14 protein-coding genes and 4 tRNA genes are annotated in these 14,792 nt (G+C 59.2%); 14 read left to right on the top strand and 4 right to left on the bottom strand.

What is annotated here, in order from left to right:
- The first annotated feature begins 128 nt into the window (after positions 1–128).
- From lon to Q1A07_RS18630, 10 genes are all read left to right on the top strand, one after another.
- Complete coding sequence (gene lon / locus Q1A07_RS18675) at positions 129–2,540, top strand: endopeptidase La (protein ID WP_299783512.1); 2,412 nt, start codon at positions 129–131, stop codon at positions 2,538–2,540.
- Positions 2,541–2,756: 216 nt separating this feature from the next.
- Positions 2,757–3,179, top strand: coding sequence for an HU family DNA-binding protein (locus Q1A07_RS18670; protein WP_299783511.1), 423 nt, complete (start codon positions 2,757–2,759; stop codon positions 3,177–3,179).
- Positions 3,180–3,234: 55 nt separating this feature from the next.
- A tRNA-Val gene (locus tag Q1A07_RS18665) sits at positions 3,235–3,309 on the top strand.
- Positions 3,310–3,398: 89 nt separating this feature from the next.
- Complete coding sequence (locus tag Q1A07_RS18660) at positions 3,399–3,977, top strand: histidine phosphatase family protein (RefSeq protein ID WP_299783510.1); 579 nt, start codon at positions 3,399–3,401, stop codon at positions 3,975–3,977.
- Positions 3,978–4,011: 34 nt separating this feature from the next.
- Positions 4,012–4,087 (top strand) — tRNA-Val (locus Q1A07_RS18655).
- A gap of 214 nt (positions 4,088–4,301) precedes the next feature.
- Complete coding sequence (locus Q1A07_RS18650; RefSeq protein WP_299783509.1) at positions 4,302–4,562, top strand: hypothetical protein; 261 nt, start codon at positions 4,302–4,304, stop codon at positions 4,560–4,562.
- 266 nt (positions 4,563–4,828) lie between these two features.
- Positions 4,829–5,104, top strand: coding sequence for a hypothetical protein (locus tag Q1A07_RS18645; RefSeq protein ID WP_299783508.1), 276 nt, complete (start codon positions 4,829–4,831; stop codon positions 5,102–5,104).
- A 71-nt stretch (positions 5,105–5,175) separates the two neighbouring features.
- Positions 5,176–6,114: a pirin family protein gene (locus Q1A07_RS18640; protein ID WP_299783507.1), complete on the top strand. Its 939-nt coding sequence runs from the start codon at positions 5,176–5,178 to the stop codon at positions 6,112–6,114.
- Positions 6,115–6,131: 17 nt separating this feature from the next.
- The gene (locus Q1A07_RS18635) at positions 6,132–6,851 is read left to right on the top strand and encodes an SGNH/GDSL hydrolase family protein (RefSeq protein WP_299783506.1); all 720 of its coding nucleotides are present in this window, start codon (positions 6,132–6,134) and stop codon (positions 6,849–6,851) included.
- Positions 6,852–6,992: 141 nt separating this feature from the next.
- Positions 6,993–7,069 (top strand) — tRNA-Asp (locus Q1A07_RS18630).
- 51 nt (positions 7,070–7,120) lie between these two features.
- Here Q1A07_RS18630 and Q1A07_RS18625 read toward each other — a convergent pair.
- Positions 7,121–7,405 (bottom strand): hypothetical protein, encoded by a 285-nt coding sequence (locus tag Q1A07_RS18625; RefSeq protein WP_299783505.1) that lies wholly within the window; start codon positions 7,403–7,405, stop codon positions 7,121–7,123.
- Positions 7,406–7,560: 155 nt separating this feature from the next.
- Here Q1A07_RS18625 and Q1A07_RS18620 point away from each other — a divergent pair.
- Positions 7,561–7,637, top strand: a tRNA-Asp gene (locus Q1A07_RS18620).
- Between the two features lie 5 nt (positions 7,638–7,642).
- Here the strand turns inward: Q1A07_RS18620 and Q1A07_RS18615 are convergent.
- Positions 7,643–8,512 (bottom strand): alpha/beta hydrolase, encoded by an 870-nt coding sequence (locus Q1A07_RS18615; protein WP_299783504.1) that lies wholly within the window; start codon positions 8,510–8,512, stop codon positions 7,643–7,645.
- Positions 8,513–8,570: 58 nt separating this feature from the next.
- Positions 8,571–9,944, bottom strand: a complete 1,374-nt coding sequence (locus Q1A07_RS18610; protein WP_299783503.1) for a M20/M25/M40 family metallo-hydrolase — start codon at positions 9,942–9,944, stop codon at positions 8,571–8,573.
- A 242-nt stretch (positions 9,945–10,186) separates the two neighbouring features.
- Between Q1A07_RS18610 and hemA the strand changes: the two genes are divergently transcribed.
- The 3 genes from hemA (at position 10,187) to ispG (ending at position 14,007) form a co-directional block, all read left to right on the top strand.
- A complete protein-coding gene (gene hemA, locus Q1A07_RS18605; protein WP_299783502.1) occupies positions 10,187–11,410 on the top strand; it encodes a 5-aminolevulinate synthase in 1,224 nt (407 codons plus the stop codon).
- Between the two features lie 133 nt (positions 11,411–11,543).
- Positions 11,544–12,788 carry a helix-turn-helix domain-containing protein gene (locus Q1A07_RS18600; protein WP_299783501.1) on the top strand — a complete coding sequence of 415 codons (1,245 nt, stop codon included), beginning with the start codon at positions 11,544–11,546 and terminating at the stop codon, positions 12,786–12,788.
- Between the two features lie 88 nt (positions 12,789–12,876).
- Positions 12,877–14,007 (top strand): flavodoxin-dependent (E)-4-hydroxy-3-methylbut-2-enyl-diphosphate synthase, encoded by a 1,131-nt coding sequence (gene ispG / locus Q1A07_RS18595; RefSeq protein ID WP_299783500.1) that lies wholly within the window; start codon positions 12,877–12,879, stop codon positions 14,005–14,007.
- A 36-nt stretch (positions 14,008–14,043) separates the two neighbouring features.
- Here the strand turns inward: ispG and Q1A07_RS18590 are convergent, their stop codons facing one another.
- Positions 14,044–14,790, bottom strand: a complete 747-nt coding sequence (locus tag Q1A07_RS18590; RefSeq protein ID WP_299783499.1) for a DsbA family protein — start codon at positions 14,788–14,790, stop codon at positions 14,044–14,046.
- Positions 14,791–14,792 lie beyond the last annotated feature (2 nt).

The raw sequence follows: 14,792 nt of genomic DNA, 5'->3' as shown, positions 1-14,792 counted from the left end.
AAGCTTAACAGGCGGTAAGGTTGATTTCGGGTGGGGTGCGCCCCACTTTAGTCGTCCGAACCCGGAGATGGTCGAGTGTTGCTGCGAATGCGGGACCGGAACCATCTTGCCAAGAATAAGGAAAGAGCATGCAAGAGCCTCTCAACGCCTCCTACCCGGTATTGCCGCTGCGCGATATCGTGGTTTTCCCCCATATGATTGTTCCGCTTTTTGTCGGGCGCGACAAATCGGTGCGCGCGCTGGAGGAGGTGATGGCGGACGACAAGCAGATTTTGCTGTCCAGCCAGATCGACCCCGGTGTCGACGATCCTGAAAGTGACGGTATCTACAAGGCCGGCGTGCTGGCCAACGTGCTGCAACTGCTGAAACTGCCCGATGGCACGGTCAAGGTGCTGGTCGAAGGGCAGGCGCGGGTGCGCATCGTGGAATACCTTGAAAACGACAGCTTTTTCGAGGCACGCGCGGAGTATCTGACCGAGATGCCCGGCGATCTCGCCACGACCGAAGCGCTGTTGCGTACCGTGTCGGACGAGTTCGAACGCTATGCCAAGGTTAAGAAGAATGTGCCCGAAGAGGCGCTGTCTGCCGTGGGCGAATCCACCGAGCCTGCGCGCTTGGCAGACCTCGTGGCCGGTCATCTGGGCATTGAGGTGCACCAGAAACAGGACCTTCTGGAGACGTTGAGCGTGAGCGAGCGGCTGGAGAAGGTTTACGGCCTGATGCAGGGCGAAATGTCGGTGCTGCAGGTCGAGAAAAAGATCAAAACCCGCGTGAAATCCCAGATGGAGCGGACCCAGCGCGAGTACTACTTGAATGAACAGATGAAGGCGATCCAGCAGGAGCTGGGCGATGGCGAGGACGGCAAGAACGAAGTTGCCGAGCTGGAAGCCAAGATTGCGGACACCAAGCTGAGCAAGGAAGCGCGCGAAAAGGCGGATGCGGAGATCAAAAAACTCAAGAACATGAGCCCGATGTCCGCCGAAGCCACGGTCGTGCGCAATTACCTCGACTGGATGCTCTCGATCCCGTGGGGTGTGAAATCCCGCGTGAAGAAGGATCTGAGCCGCGCCCAGAAGGTGCTGGACGACGATCACTATGGCCTTGAAAAGGTCAAGGAGCGGATTGTCGAGTATCTCGCGGTGCAGCAACGTTCGTCCAAGCTGAAAGGCCCGATCATGTGCCTTGTCGGCCCGCCAGGTGTCGGTAAAACCAGCCTCGGCAAATCCGTGGCAAAGGCGACGGGGCGCGAATTCATCCGCATCTCGCTCGGCGGCGTGCGCGATGAGAGTGAGATCCGGGGTCACCGACGCACCTACATCGGCTCAATGCCTGGCAAGATCATTCAGGCGTTGAAAAAGGCGAAGACGACGAACCCGCTGATCCTGCTCGACGAGATCGACAAGATGGGCCAGGATTTCCGGGGCGACCCCGCGTCAGCGATGCTCGAAGTGCTTGATCCGGAGCAGAACTCCACCTTCGTGGATCACTACCTAGAGGTGGAATATGACCTCTCGAATGTGATGTTCCTGACCACATCGAACAGCTACAACATGCCCGGACCGCTGCTCGACCGGATGGAGATCATTCCGCTGGCGGGTTACACCGAGGATGAAAAACGCGAGATCGCGAAACAGCATCTGGTGCCCAAGCAGATCAAGAATCATGGTCTGAAGGCCAAGGAGTTCACACTCGAGGAGTCCGCACTTACCGAGATGATCCGTACCTATACCCGCGAGGCCGGCGTGCGGAACCTGGAGCGTGAAATTGCCAAGGTTGCGCGCAAATCGCTGACCAAGATCATCAAGAAGGAAGCCGAGGCGGTGACCGTCACGGATGAGAATATTGATGATTTCCTGGGCGTAAAAAAGTTCCGCTACGGTCTGGCCGAGAAGGAAGATCAGATCGGCGTTGTGACAGGGTTGGCCTATACTTCGGTTGGGGGCGAGCTTCTGAGCATCGAGGCCTTGCGCCTGCCGGGCAAGGGCCGGATGAAGACCACCGGCAAACTGGGCGATGTGATGAAGGAGTCCATTGACGCTGCATCGTCTTACGTTCGGTCGATCAGCCCGCGCATCGGTGTCAAACCACCGCAATTCGACAAGATCGACATCCACGTGCACGTGCCGGACGGCGCGACGCCCAAGGACGGACCAAGTGCCGGTCTGGCGATGGTGACATCCATCGTTTCGGTGCTGACACAAATCCCCGTGCGCAAGGACATCGCGATGACGGGTGAGGTCTCCCTGCGTGGGAACGCGATGCCTATTGGTGGATTGAAAGAGAAACTGCTCGCAGCCCTGCGTGGAGGCGTCACAACGGTGCTGATCCCGGAGGAAAATGCCAAAGATTTGCCGGAAATCCCCGACAACGTAAAGGCGGGACTGGACATCATCCCAGTCTCCCATGTGTCTGAAGTGCTGAAACACGCATTGGTCCGGCAGCCTGAAGCCATCGAATGGGACCAGGCTGCTGAGGATGCGGCAGCCGCTGCTGCTTTGGCCGGGTCATCTGAGGCCAGTGACGCTGCAACCGCACACTAACGCGCAGCCCGACTTTACAAGTGGAAACCGCGGCCCCAAAGGCCGCGGTTTCTTTCTTTGCGGGCATCGAGTTATGCTGGTGCCGCGCGGGCGGTGGTAGCAAGGGGCGGCGAACTGGATTTTTTTTCCGCTTCCCTCTAGACTGTTTCCAATCGCGAAACAGCGTACAGGCGCTACCGCATGACAACAGGCCGCAAAAGCGGTTGGAGAGGCGACATGAGCACATCAAAGACCACACCCCGCAAAACCGGTACGCGCGCAAAACCCGTGACGCAGAAATCCGCGGCAAAACCCGCGGCCCCAACCAAGAAAGCGTCAGAGAAGACAGCGGCGTCCAAAAACGCGGCAAAGGCCGCTGACTTCCCAAATGCCCTGCGCAAGAAAGAGTTGGTGGAAAAAGTGGTTGCGCGGACGGGCGTGAAGAAGCGTGACGCCAAGCCGGTTGTCGAAGCCTTGCTGGCCGAGCTTGGCGAGACGCTTGCGGAAGGTCGCAGTCTGGTTTTGCCGCCCTTGGGACGTGTCCGCATCAATCGCGAAAAGAAGCTGAGCAATGGACGGGTCATTGTTGCAAAAATTCGCCAGACCAATCCGCCCCTGAAAGCGGCGCTCGAACCTTCAAGCGATGGTGCGAAGGACTGAAATTTCCCGCCGGCCTCTTGCATGCGAGATCGCATTTCGGTAGGCCGGTTGCCACGGGTGATTAGCTCAGTGGTAGAGCGCTTCGTTCACATCGAAGATGTCAGGAGTTCAAATCTCTTATCACCCACCATTTCCCTTTCCTGGCACTCGACTGCACGATTCCGGGTGATATGACCTGTCGGGCTGCGGGTGCCGGAGCGCGCCGAGGAGCTGACCGCTTTGATCCCACCTCTCTACATCCTGCGCCACGGCCAGACCGAGTGGAACGCGCAACATCGCATACAGGGCAGCCTTGATTCTCCCTTGTCTGAACTTGGACGGGCACAGGCGGCAGCCCAGGGTCGCATTTTGCAGACCCGTGATTTGACGGACTTCCGCGCCTTGTGCAGCCCACAAGGCCGCTGTTTTCAAACCGCGGCCATCGCCCTTGAGGGTTTGTTTGGGCGTATCGATACCGATCCAAGACTAACGGAAATTGGCGTTGGTGACTGGGAAGGTTTGCGCCGTGATGAGTTGATAATTGACCGCGCTATAGACGAAAGCGAGGAGAGTGCGCTGGACCTCTATGAGCGTGCGCCCGGCGGGGAAGGCTTTTCCGCCCTGCACGACCGCTGCCGGTCGTTTCTGGGTGACCTGAGCGAGCCCGCTGTGCTTGTGACCCACGGGATCACATCGCGCATGTTGCGGCTGATCGTATTGGACAAGGATGTAAGCGAAATTGGAATGCTGCCGGGCGGACAGGGCGTGATTTACTACCTCGAAAACGGACAAATGCAGCAACTGACGATAGGGGCTTGAAGCGGACAGAGACTTTGGCTAAACCGCGCAAATCGGGTCGTTAGCTCAGTTGGTAGAGCGCTTCGTTTACACCGAAGATGTCGGGAGTTCGAGCCTCTCACGACCCACCACTTTGCACACCGCACCCTCATAGGTAGTGAAAATCAAGAATTCCGGCGCAATGGTGCCGATACAGGGCCGTGCAGAGGCTGGCACAAACTGTGCCTTGCCAAGGTTGCCGCTCTGTGATTCACCAGATGATGGGGGGCCAGAATGGCGATGAGAGAATGAGAAAGGGGCACGCAAATGTGCGTGAGGAAGGCAAGTGGTGTGCGGATGTATGCCATGGCAGATCAATCGGTGACTGAGACCGCAGACAGGCTGATGTGTTTGCTGAACGAACTGCCTGTATCTGAGCGGTCCGGCTGTGCACTTGGTCTGGCGTCCCGGCTCATTGAATTTGCCGCCTTCGAGATGGCGGGTACCTATTCCGCAGACGATGTGGCCGATCTGATCAATTGCGCGGCGCGCGTCGATCATGCGTCATCAGATGTCCAAACCGCCATGCCTGACACGATTCCTCAGACGTTCCGACGGATGCAGTAGGTATAAACGCAGTTTTTGCATACCAATTGGTTTAAAAACCTGAGTTGCAAACTACCTTGGGTTGACAGCAGGCTGCTCGATAAGAGACAGTGATGTCCAGACGTTGTTGCAGGAAAAATGACAGGGGTGCGCCGAGGAGTTGTGCGTGAAATCCCGGACTGATGGATCGGCCTATATTTTGATCTTTCGGGTCATTTGAGAGAGGTGAACGTTCGACGCGATGTTGTGGCAGTAACGCGTCGGAAACAACTGAAAGCGGACACGACATGACCGTGCCCACGGATGACATTCCTTCAGAGGTTGTGGACCTGTCGACGGCTTTCGCCGCGCTAGATGGCTTGCCAAATCAAGAGCGCGTTCGCATCGCAATGCAAATCGCCGCGCAGTTCCTTGAATATGCAGCATTCGAAATGGCGCTGGAGCAGAGCGCGGGGGATGTGTCTGAAATAATCCATATGGCGGCCCGGCTCGATCAGGCCGCGCGGCGGATTGACGAGAATACCCTACCGACGCGATCTGGTCACGATCTACGCAAGATTTGACTGATCGGTAATTGTCTCTCCCGCGCACGGGGCTATTCTTCCAATGAAACTTGCTGACAGGAGGGCGCGCGATGAGTTGGAACCCGGCGTTGGATCCCGATTGCCCGATCGGGGATGCGGTGGATGCGATCGAGACGGTGATCGTGCCGCGCGCGCGGGATCTGGGCGGGTTCGAAGTCCGGCGCGCTTTGCCAGCCCCCAAGCGGCAGATGGTGGGCCCCTTCATTTTCTTTGATCAGATGGGTCCGGCAGAATTTGTGACCGGCAAAGGGATCGATGTGCGCCCGCACCCGCACATCGGTCTGGCGACGGTCACCTACCTCTACAAGGGCAAGATCCATCACCGGGACAGTCTCGGCACGGATCAATGGATCGAACCGGGGGCCGTGAACTGGATGGTTGCGGGCCATGGGATCACCCATTCCGAGCGGACTGACGGAGAGATTCGCGAGCGTCCGCATGATCTTTTTGGCATTCAAACCTGGGTGGCCCTGCCGGAAGAGGCGGAAGACAACGCGGCGGCGTTCGAACACGCGCCCAAGGCCAGTCTGCCCGTGTTGGAGGGGGAGGGCAAGACGGTCCGCCTGATCCTTGGCACGGCCTATGGTGAGGAAGCGCCGGTACAGGTCTATTCAGAGACGTTTTATGCGGATGCGCTGCTCGAGCCCGGCGCGCGCATTCCCTTGCCGGATGACCACGAGGACCGTGGCGTTTACGTGATCTCAGGCGAGATTACCGTGGCCGGAGACCGCTTTGAGGCGGGCCGGATGATGGTGTTCCGGCCCGGTGACAAGATCTCCCTGCAGGCCGGAGAGACCGGGGCGCGGTTGATGTTATTGGGTGGGGCTACTTTGAACGGCCCACGCCACATCTGGTGGAATTTTGTGGCATCGTCAAAGGATCGTATTGATGCGGCCAAGGAAGCCTGGCGCGCCGGAGACTGGGCGCATGGCCGGTTTCAACTGCCGCCGGGCGACGACAGCGAATTCATCCCCTTGCCCGATAAATAGGGGGCTCCGGCGGCTCCATGATTCTCACCCGCGCGCAGCAGTTGGCGCTCGCCCCTGTGCTGGCGGTTCAGGCGGTGCAGGTGATCCGTCGCACGCCGCGTCTGCCGGAAGCATCGGGACCGCGTGCGGGCCAAGAGGGGCAGGGGCCGCGTTTGCGTGTGCTGATCCTGGGCGATTCTTCCGCCGCCGGTGTCGGTGCCCCGACGCAGCGCGCGGCTTTGAGCGGTCAGCTTGTGCAGGCCCTTGGGGCGCGGGCTACTGTGATGTGGCAATTGGTGGCGCGCACCGGCATCACCACGGCCTCGGTCCCGGCGCTGTTGTCCTCTGTCGGCGAGGGGTCGTTTGACATTGCCCTTACTGCGCTGGGGGTCAACGACGTCACCCGGCTGACACATCCCTCGCGCTGGACGCGCCAGACGCAGGCACTGCACCATACGCTGCGCAGCCGCTATGCGGTGCGCCGGATATACGCCACGACCGTGCCACCCCTCGACCAGTTTCCCGCCCTGCCGCGTCCTCTGAGTACCGTGCTCGGGCGCCATGCCCAAAAGCTTTCGGAGGCCCTGGAGGGGGTGGCCCAGGCCGCTCCGGATGTGCGATTGCTGCACCCCGATTGGGGGGCAGACACGACAGGCATGGCTTCCGATGGGTTCCACCCCGGCCCCGAGATTTACCGACACTGGGGGCATTTCGCCGCGCAGTTCATTCATGAAGACCTGCAATCCCATCCTCTCTGATGGGCCGAATTCGGCCGTCCGATATCGAATGCAACGCTGCGGATAAAAAAATATGCGTCGGCGCAAGTATCGCGCTTGACGCGCCTGATGCCGCCGCCTAAGACGTCCCAACGCGCGGGCAACGCCCCGTGTGTGCAGTGGGCGGTTGTAGCTCAGTTGGTTAGAGTACCGGCCTGTCACGCCGGGGGTCGCGGGTTCGAGCCCCGTCAACCGCGCCACCGCTGCTTGAAAAGGGACCCTTGGGTCCCTTTTTTGCTTTCTTGGGTTCGCTACCGCCAATCCGCAATCACATCAAACCCTTCGGCAGAAGGCGGTGCTGCGAGATGCTCTTGAAACTGCGACCAGAGCGCCTGTACCGCGCCAGCGTTGGCGTCCGAAATCTCCCGGCTCTCCACCAGCGAAATCACGCAACCCTCCCCGGTATCGTTCATCGTGTTGATGAACTGGTGCATGCCCGGCAAAGCCATGATTTGCGGCTTCATGGTGTCCAGCATGGCCATGGCCGCCTCCACGGACTCCGGCTTCATCCTGTAATGTGTTACGCGTGCAAACATTCTATCCCCTCCCAAGGTCTCGCCTTTGTGGCGTTCCCGCAGGCTAGCATTCCGAATTGACGTAAGGGAAGGCTTTCTGTTGCAGGGGGATCTGAGCGTCCGCTCTCTGTCCTATTGACGGGCCGGTAGACATGGCCTATTCCGCAGCGCATTGCGCGGTTGTAGCTCAGTTGGTTAGAGTACCGGCCTGTCACGCCGGGGGTCGCGGGTTCGAGCCCCGTCAACCGCGCCACTTTCTCAGATATCCGTCAAGAACCGCATCAGGGCATCCGCCGTTTCCCGCGGTGACTGATCCACAAAGAAATGCCCGCCGGGAATCGCCTCGGCCTGCATGTTGCTTAGTCGGTCTTGCCAGGTGGCGGGGACATCATAGGCTTTCGCCATCGCACCTTGTCCGCCGAAAAGCACGAGGGCAGGGCAGGTCACCTGCCGTTGCAGATCCTGGGCATCCAGATCGAAATCATGTTCCAGCGCGGCCCGGTAGTCGGCACACATGCCCCGGATCGCCTCCGGGTCCCGCCATGCAGTTCGATAGGCCGCCAATGCCTCGGGCTCGAAGTCCGACAGCTTCGCAGCCCCCCATCCCAGCAGGCAGCTCTCGAAGTAGCTGTCCGGATCATGCCCGATCATGGTTTCTGGAAAGGGATGGGGCTGAGCCAGGAAAAACCAATGATAATAGGCCTTTGCCACCTGTTGCGTGAGCTTGTCGAGCAGCAGATGCGTGGGCACGATGTCCATGACCGTCAGGCTGCGGACCCGGCCCGGCACATCCAACGTCAACCGATGCGCAACGCGCCCGCCGCGATCATGGCCGACAAGGTGAAAACTGTCGAAGCCCAGATGGTCCATCAGCGCGATCTGATCCTGCGCCATGTGCCGAAAGCTGTAGGTTTCCGTGCCCTGCGGCTTGCTGCTGTTGCCATACCCACGCAGGTCCGGGGTGATCACAGTGAACTGCGCGGCCAGCATGTCAGCCACGGGGCGCCACATCACATGGGTTTGCGGAAAGCCGTGCAGCAGCAGAATGGGCGGCCCGCTGCCTTGGACCGCGTAGCAGATGTCCTGCCCATTCACCTGCGCAAAAAGGGGGCGATGGGCGTCTGTCATCGCGCCGCCCCTCTCCAGTATGCGGTAGGGTGGGCTTCAGGCCACCTTGCGGACCGGGTCATTGCGTTAGCGCGGCCAGGATGCGCGCCCAGCTGCGGATGCCCTTGTGAAAGCTCTCCACGTCGTACTTCTCATTGGGCGAATGCAGCGCATCATCGTCCTTGCCGAACCCGATCAACATCGGTGTGGTACCAAGGATGTTCTGAAAATGTCCGGCAATCGGGATTGATCCGCCGCAACCGACATAGGCCGCAGGCACCTGCCATTCCTCGGTGAGCGCCTTGCGCGCCGCTTCAAAACTGGGATCATCTGTCTCTGTCATCGAGGCCCTGCCGGCCCCGTGGTCGTTGAAACTGACCTCGCAATCTTCGGGCAGCATGTCGCGCACCATGGCGCGGAAACTCTCGCGGATTACCAGCGGGTCCTGATCCCCGACCAGCCGGAAGCTGATCTTGGCATGGGCTTTCGAGGGCAGGACGGTCTTGAACCCATCGCCGGTGTAGCCGCCCCAGATGCCGTTCACTTCGCAGGTGGGCCGCGACCAGATCATTTCCAGCGGGGTGCGATCCTGTTCACCCGCAGGTTTGGACAGGCCGACATCTCCCAGAAACGCTGCGTGATCAAAGGCCAGCCCCTGCCACTGCGCCTCGATCTCGTCAGGCAGCTCCGGCACACCATCATAAAACCCCGGCACAGTGATCCGCCCTTCATCGTCGTGCAGGGCGGCTATGATCCGGGACAGCACCCGCACCGGGTTGATGGCCACGCCCCCATACATGCCCGAATGCAGGTCGATGTCCGGCCCGGTGATGGTGATCTCCTCCCCCAGCAGACCGCGCAGCATCGTCACGATGGCGGGGGTCTTGCTCTCGAAAAGGCCGGTGTCACAGATCAGCGCGATGTCGGATTTCAACTCCTCCGCGTTCTCCTGCATGAAGGGCACGAGGGAGGGGGAGCCGCTTTCCTCTTCGCCCTCCAGAAAGAAGGTCAGTTTGCAGGGCAGGCTGCCATGTTCTGCCTTCCACGCGCGACAGGCTTCGATGAAGGTCATCAACTGGCCCTTGTCATCGGACGTCCCGCGCCCGCGAAGGACGCGGCCCTTGGGCGTGTCTTCGATCTGAGGATCGAATGGATCGTTGTCCCAAAGCTCAAGGGGATCAACCGGTTGCACATCATAATGCCCATAGAACAGCAGATGCGGGCCAGGGCCGTCCAGATGCCCAACGACCATCGGATGCCCTGGCGTGTCACGTTTCTCCGTCTTGATCCCAAGACTGCCGAGATCAGCGACCAGCCAGTCCGCGGCCCTGTCACACTCGGCATTGTAGGCGGGATCAGTGGAGATGGAGGGGATCCGCAACAGCTCCTTGAGGCGCTCCATCGCGGCGGGCAGATCGGAATCGATACGGGATAGGACGGTGTCGAGTGACATCAGAAGGCTCCTTTGCTTCGCGGCAAACCGTATCAGCGTGCAGAGCGGTGTCCAGCGGTCCCAATGCGAAATCCGCGGCCAGCCGCGCGCAGATGTGACGGAGTCTTCACTTGATGCATGTCAAGGCTGCGACATGGTGTGCACCTTAAGATGATTGAACCTTAAGCAAGGGAACTATATTGCTTGAGTTAGAAAGATTCCAAAGGCACGGACGGCCCGGGATCGTACGAAGGAGACACCGGGTGAGCTACAACGACAAGCTGGATCAGGCCATTGCGCGTCTGCACGAAGAGGGACGCTACAGGACCTTCATCGATATCGAACGCCACAACGGCCATTTCCCGCATGCCACACGCACCCGCCCGGATGGTACCACGCAGCCTGTGACTGTCTGGTGTGGGAACGATTACCTCGGCATGGGGCAGCATCCTGTTGTGCTGGAGGCGATGCACGAGGCCATTGATGCCACGGGCGCGGGCTCCGGCGGCACACGCAATATTTCCGGCACCACGGTCTATCACAAGCGGTTGGAGGCGGAACTGGCCGACCTACACGGCAAGGAAGCGGCCCTGCTCTTTACTTCTGCCTACATCGCGAATGATGCGACGCTCTCGACATTGCCGAAACTTTTTCCCGGCCTGATCATTTATTCGGACGCCTTGAACCACGCCTCCATGATCGAAGGTGTGCGCCGGAATGGCGGCGCGAAACGTATCTTCCGCCACAATGATGTCGCACATTTACGCGAATTGCTCGAAGCGGACGACCCGGCAGCGCCTAAGATCATCGCTTTTGAATCGATTTATTCAATGGATGGCGATTTCGGCCCGATCAAGGAAATCTGCGATCTTGCTGATGAATTCGGCGCGCTGACCTACATCGATGAGGTGCACGCGGTTGGCATGTACGGTGCACGCGGTGCCGGCGTGGCAGAGCGGGACCGTCTGATGCACCGTCTCGATATCATCAACGGTACGTTGGCCAAAGCATTTGGCGTGATGGGCGGATACATTGCCGCATCAGAGAAAATGTGTGATGCAATAAGATCTTACGCGCCGGGGTTCATCTTTACGACCTCGCTGCCACCGGCCATTGCTGCGGGTGCTGCGGCTTCCGTTGCCTTCCTGAAACGCGCGCCGGAGTTGCGCGAACAACACCAGACCCAGGCCCGTATTCTCAAGCTGCGTCTGAAGGGATTGGGTTTGCCAATCATCGACTACGGCAGCCATATCGTCCCTGTAATCGTGGGCAATCCCGTGCATACGAAACTGCTCAGCGACATGCTGCTGGACGACCACGGCATCTACGTCCAACCCATCAATTTCCCGACCGTGCCCCGAGGCACGGAACGTCTTCGCTTCACGCCATCGCCTGTACACGGGCCGGATGAGATGGACGCTCTGGTTCACGCAATGGACGGACTTTGGTCACATTGTGCGCTAAATCGTGCCGAAGATGTAGGTTAACACTACCCTGGATGAAATTGGAGTTGTCTTGTGTTAACCTAACATAAACAAGAGGTCAGGTACGAATCGTGGGGACGATTCTAAGTCTGACGGAGGCGTTAGGCAGGCACGGGAAGACGGGGCAGGACGTAGTATGACTGGGCGCAAGCACTCAGAGAGTGTTGAGGAGAAAGTCGAACGCAAGGCGTTCGATGATTTCGATCTGCGACTCGGCGATGTAATGCGTGGCGAACGTGCCACGATGGGCAAATCCCTTCTTGATGTACAGCGTGAGTTGCGGATCAAAGCAGCTTACATTGCAGCAATTGAAAACTGCGACCCTGATGCCTTTGATACGCCGGGCTTTATCGCGGGTTATGTGCGCTCCTATGCCCGTTATCTGGGGATGAACCCGGACGAGGCGTTTGAGACCTTCTGTGAGGAAAGTGGCTTTTCCGTCGCGCACGGTATGTCCTCAAAGGCATCCGTGATCAAGAAGTCCAACCGTGATGATGCGATCAACCGACCGATGGACGGCGATATCTTTAGCCGTCCGGGGACACCTTTTGTCCCCACACGGGATGGCTTCTTTTCTGGTATTGAGCCAAGCGCAGTTGGCTCGTCTCTGGTGCTGCTTGCGCTGATCGGCGCGATCGGCTTCGGCGGCTACTCTGTACTCCAAGAGGTGCAGCGCGTTCAGGTGGCGCCGGTTGAGCAGACGCCGATTGTCCTTTCCGATCTCGATCCCTTGGACGGCGTTCTGGCAGCTGCGCCGGACACGACGGGTGCGATACCAACGCCCGGGAGTACGGATAAACCGCGTGCTGATGCTGAAGCCCTAGATCGACTTTATCGCCCGCAGGCATTGGATGTACCGGTGCTCGTGGCGCGGGATGCACCCATTTCAACCATTGATCCACGCTCCATTGGTAATTTCGCCAGCGTTGAAAATGATGTGGTGCCTGAGACTCAGAGCTTTGCAGGCGCCATTGATGCCGTTGTATCCGCCGCTTTGATCGAGCCAACGCCGGTACCGCAGGTTGTTCAGGCGCCTGGTCCTGCGCTCCGAATGGTTGCCGTGCGCCCATCGTGGGTACGTGTGAGCGCAGCGGATGGTACAGTTATCTTCGAGACAATTATGGAGCCGGGCGATACGTGGGATGCGCCGGCTTCGGAAATTCCCCCGACCCTGCGCACGGGTGAGAGTGGTGCGATCTATTTTGCGCTCAGTGGTGAATACTACGGCCCGGTTGGCGAGACGGGGACAGTGACCTCCAAATTGCCGCTAGAGGTGGACGCACTGAAAGCGCGCTACACGGTGGCAGACCTGGCCGCGGATGAAGCGCTGGCCACAACGGTTGTTGAGTTGCAGACGCCTTTAGTCCCGGCGACGGACTAACACCCAAAGCTTTCGAAAACCTGCCATTGCGGGCTTCGCCCCGACTGTCTATTTTAACTGCCAAGAGCTCTTGGCAAAGGACAGGCTGATGTCGTTGAACCATGTGCGCCCCTGGCGCAACATCTACCGTCGTACATCACGTCAGATCATGGTAGGCAATGTGCCGGTCGGGGGCGACGCGCCCATCACCGTCCAAACCATGACAAATACGCTCACCACGGATGTGAAAGCGACGATTGCACAGGTGCAGACCGCCGCTGATGCTGGCGCGGACATCGTGCGTATTTCGGTTCCGGATCAGGCATCCTCAAAGGCGCTGCGAGAGATTGTGCCGGAAGTCTCAGTGCCGATCGTGGCCGATATTCATTTTCACTACAAACGCGGCATTGAGGCCGCCGAAGCCGGAGCGGCCTGCCTGCGGATCAACCCGGGCAACATAGGCGACGAAAAACGCGTCAAGGAGGTGATTAAGGCCGCCCGTGACCACAATTGCTCCATCCGGATTGGCGTCAACGCGGGCAGCCTGGAAAAGCATCTGCTCGACAAATACGGCGAACCCTGTCCGGATGCGATGGTGGAATCCGGGCTTGATCACATCAAGATTCTGCAGGACAACGATTTCCACGAATTCAAAATCTCCTGCAAGGCTTCTGATGTCTTCATGGCCGCAGCCGCGTATCAGCAGCTGGCCGAGGCGACAGATGCACCAATCCACCTGGGGATCACCGAAGCGGGCGGGCTGACGTCGGGCACGATCAAATCTGCAATTGGTCTGGGAAACCTGCTCTGGATGGGGATCGGTGACACGATCCGCGTCAGCCTCTCGGCCGACCCCGTGGAGGAGGTCAAGGTCGGGTATGAAATCCTGAAATCACTGGGGCTGCGCCATCGCGGCGTGAACATCATCAGTTGCCCCAGCTGCGCACGCCAGGGTTTTGACGTCATCAAGACTGTGGAAAAACTGGAAAAACGGCTGGAGCACATCAAGACGCCGATGAGCCTGAGCATTATCGGTTGCGTTGTGAATGGGCCGGGAGAGGCCCTGATGACCGATGTCGGATTTACCGGCGGCGGCGCGGGCTCCGGCATGGTCTATCTGGCGGGCAAGCAAAGCCACAAGCTCAATAATGACGAGATGATCGACCACATCGTGGAGCAGGTAGAGGCAAAGGCTGCCGCGCTCGACGCGGAGGCGGCAATCCCGAGCGCTGCTGAGTGAATTCAGCCCCTTAAAGGCGTGCGTTGACGCGGCGGTTCATAGGTCGCGTTTCTCTTCCACGATGGCGCGCATCTGATCATATGGCAGAAAGCCCCGCAGCATCTCGTCATGCATGACGAACGTCGGCGTGCCGGTGATGCGCAATTCCTGCGCGAGCGCGCGGGTCTGGGCGATCTCGTCCGTGACGGAATCGTCATCCATGCGCGCCTCGATGGCGTCAGCGTCAAGTCCATATGTTGCTGACAGGCGACGCAGCGCCGGCAACGTGATGTCGCCATTGAACACCATCAACGCGTCATGCAAGGACCTGTAAGCCTCATCACCGTCAAGCTGTTTCGCGGCGATCACAAAGCGCGATGCCAGCAGGGACTGCTCACCCAGGATCGGAAATTCCTTCACGATGAAGCGGATGTTTCCGTCTGACTCCAAGAGTTTTTCTACTTCACCATAGGCGCGTTTGCAAAACCCACAGCGGTAATCCATGAACTCCACCAGCGTAATATCCCCCTCAGGGTTCCCGCCGACATAGGAAAAACCGTCGTTGAAAATCGCATCAGCGTGGTCCGACACCAGCGTCAAATCCGCCTGCGCCTGTGCTTCGGCCTGGCGGTTCTCCAGCGCCTGCACCGCTTCCATGATCACTTCGGGGTTTTCCATCAGATAGGCGCGCACCTCAGCACGAAAGAGCGCGCGCTCCTCGGCATCCATTGTTTTGAGGTCGAGCGCTGTCGCAGGAAGCGCCCAGGCGGCCAGTACGGCGGGTAGGATCAGGCGGTTGAGCATTG

It is taken from the genome of uncultured Roseobacter sp. (assembly GCF_947492555.1).
In the GTDB taxonomy this organism is placed as follows: domain Bacteria; phylum Pseudomonadota; class Alphaproteobacteria; order Rhodobacterales; family Rhodobacteraceae; genus Roseobacter.
The sequence above is the reverse complement of the archived record's forward strand: the minus strand, read 5'-3'. Positions and strand labels throughout refer to the sequence as shown.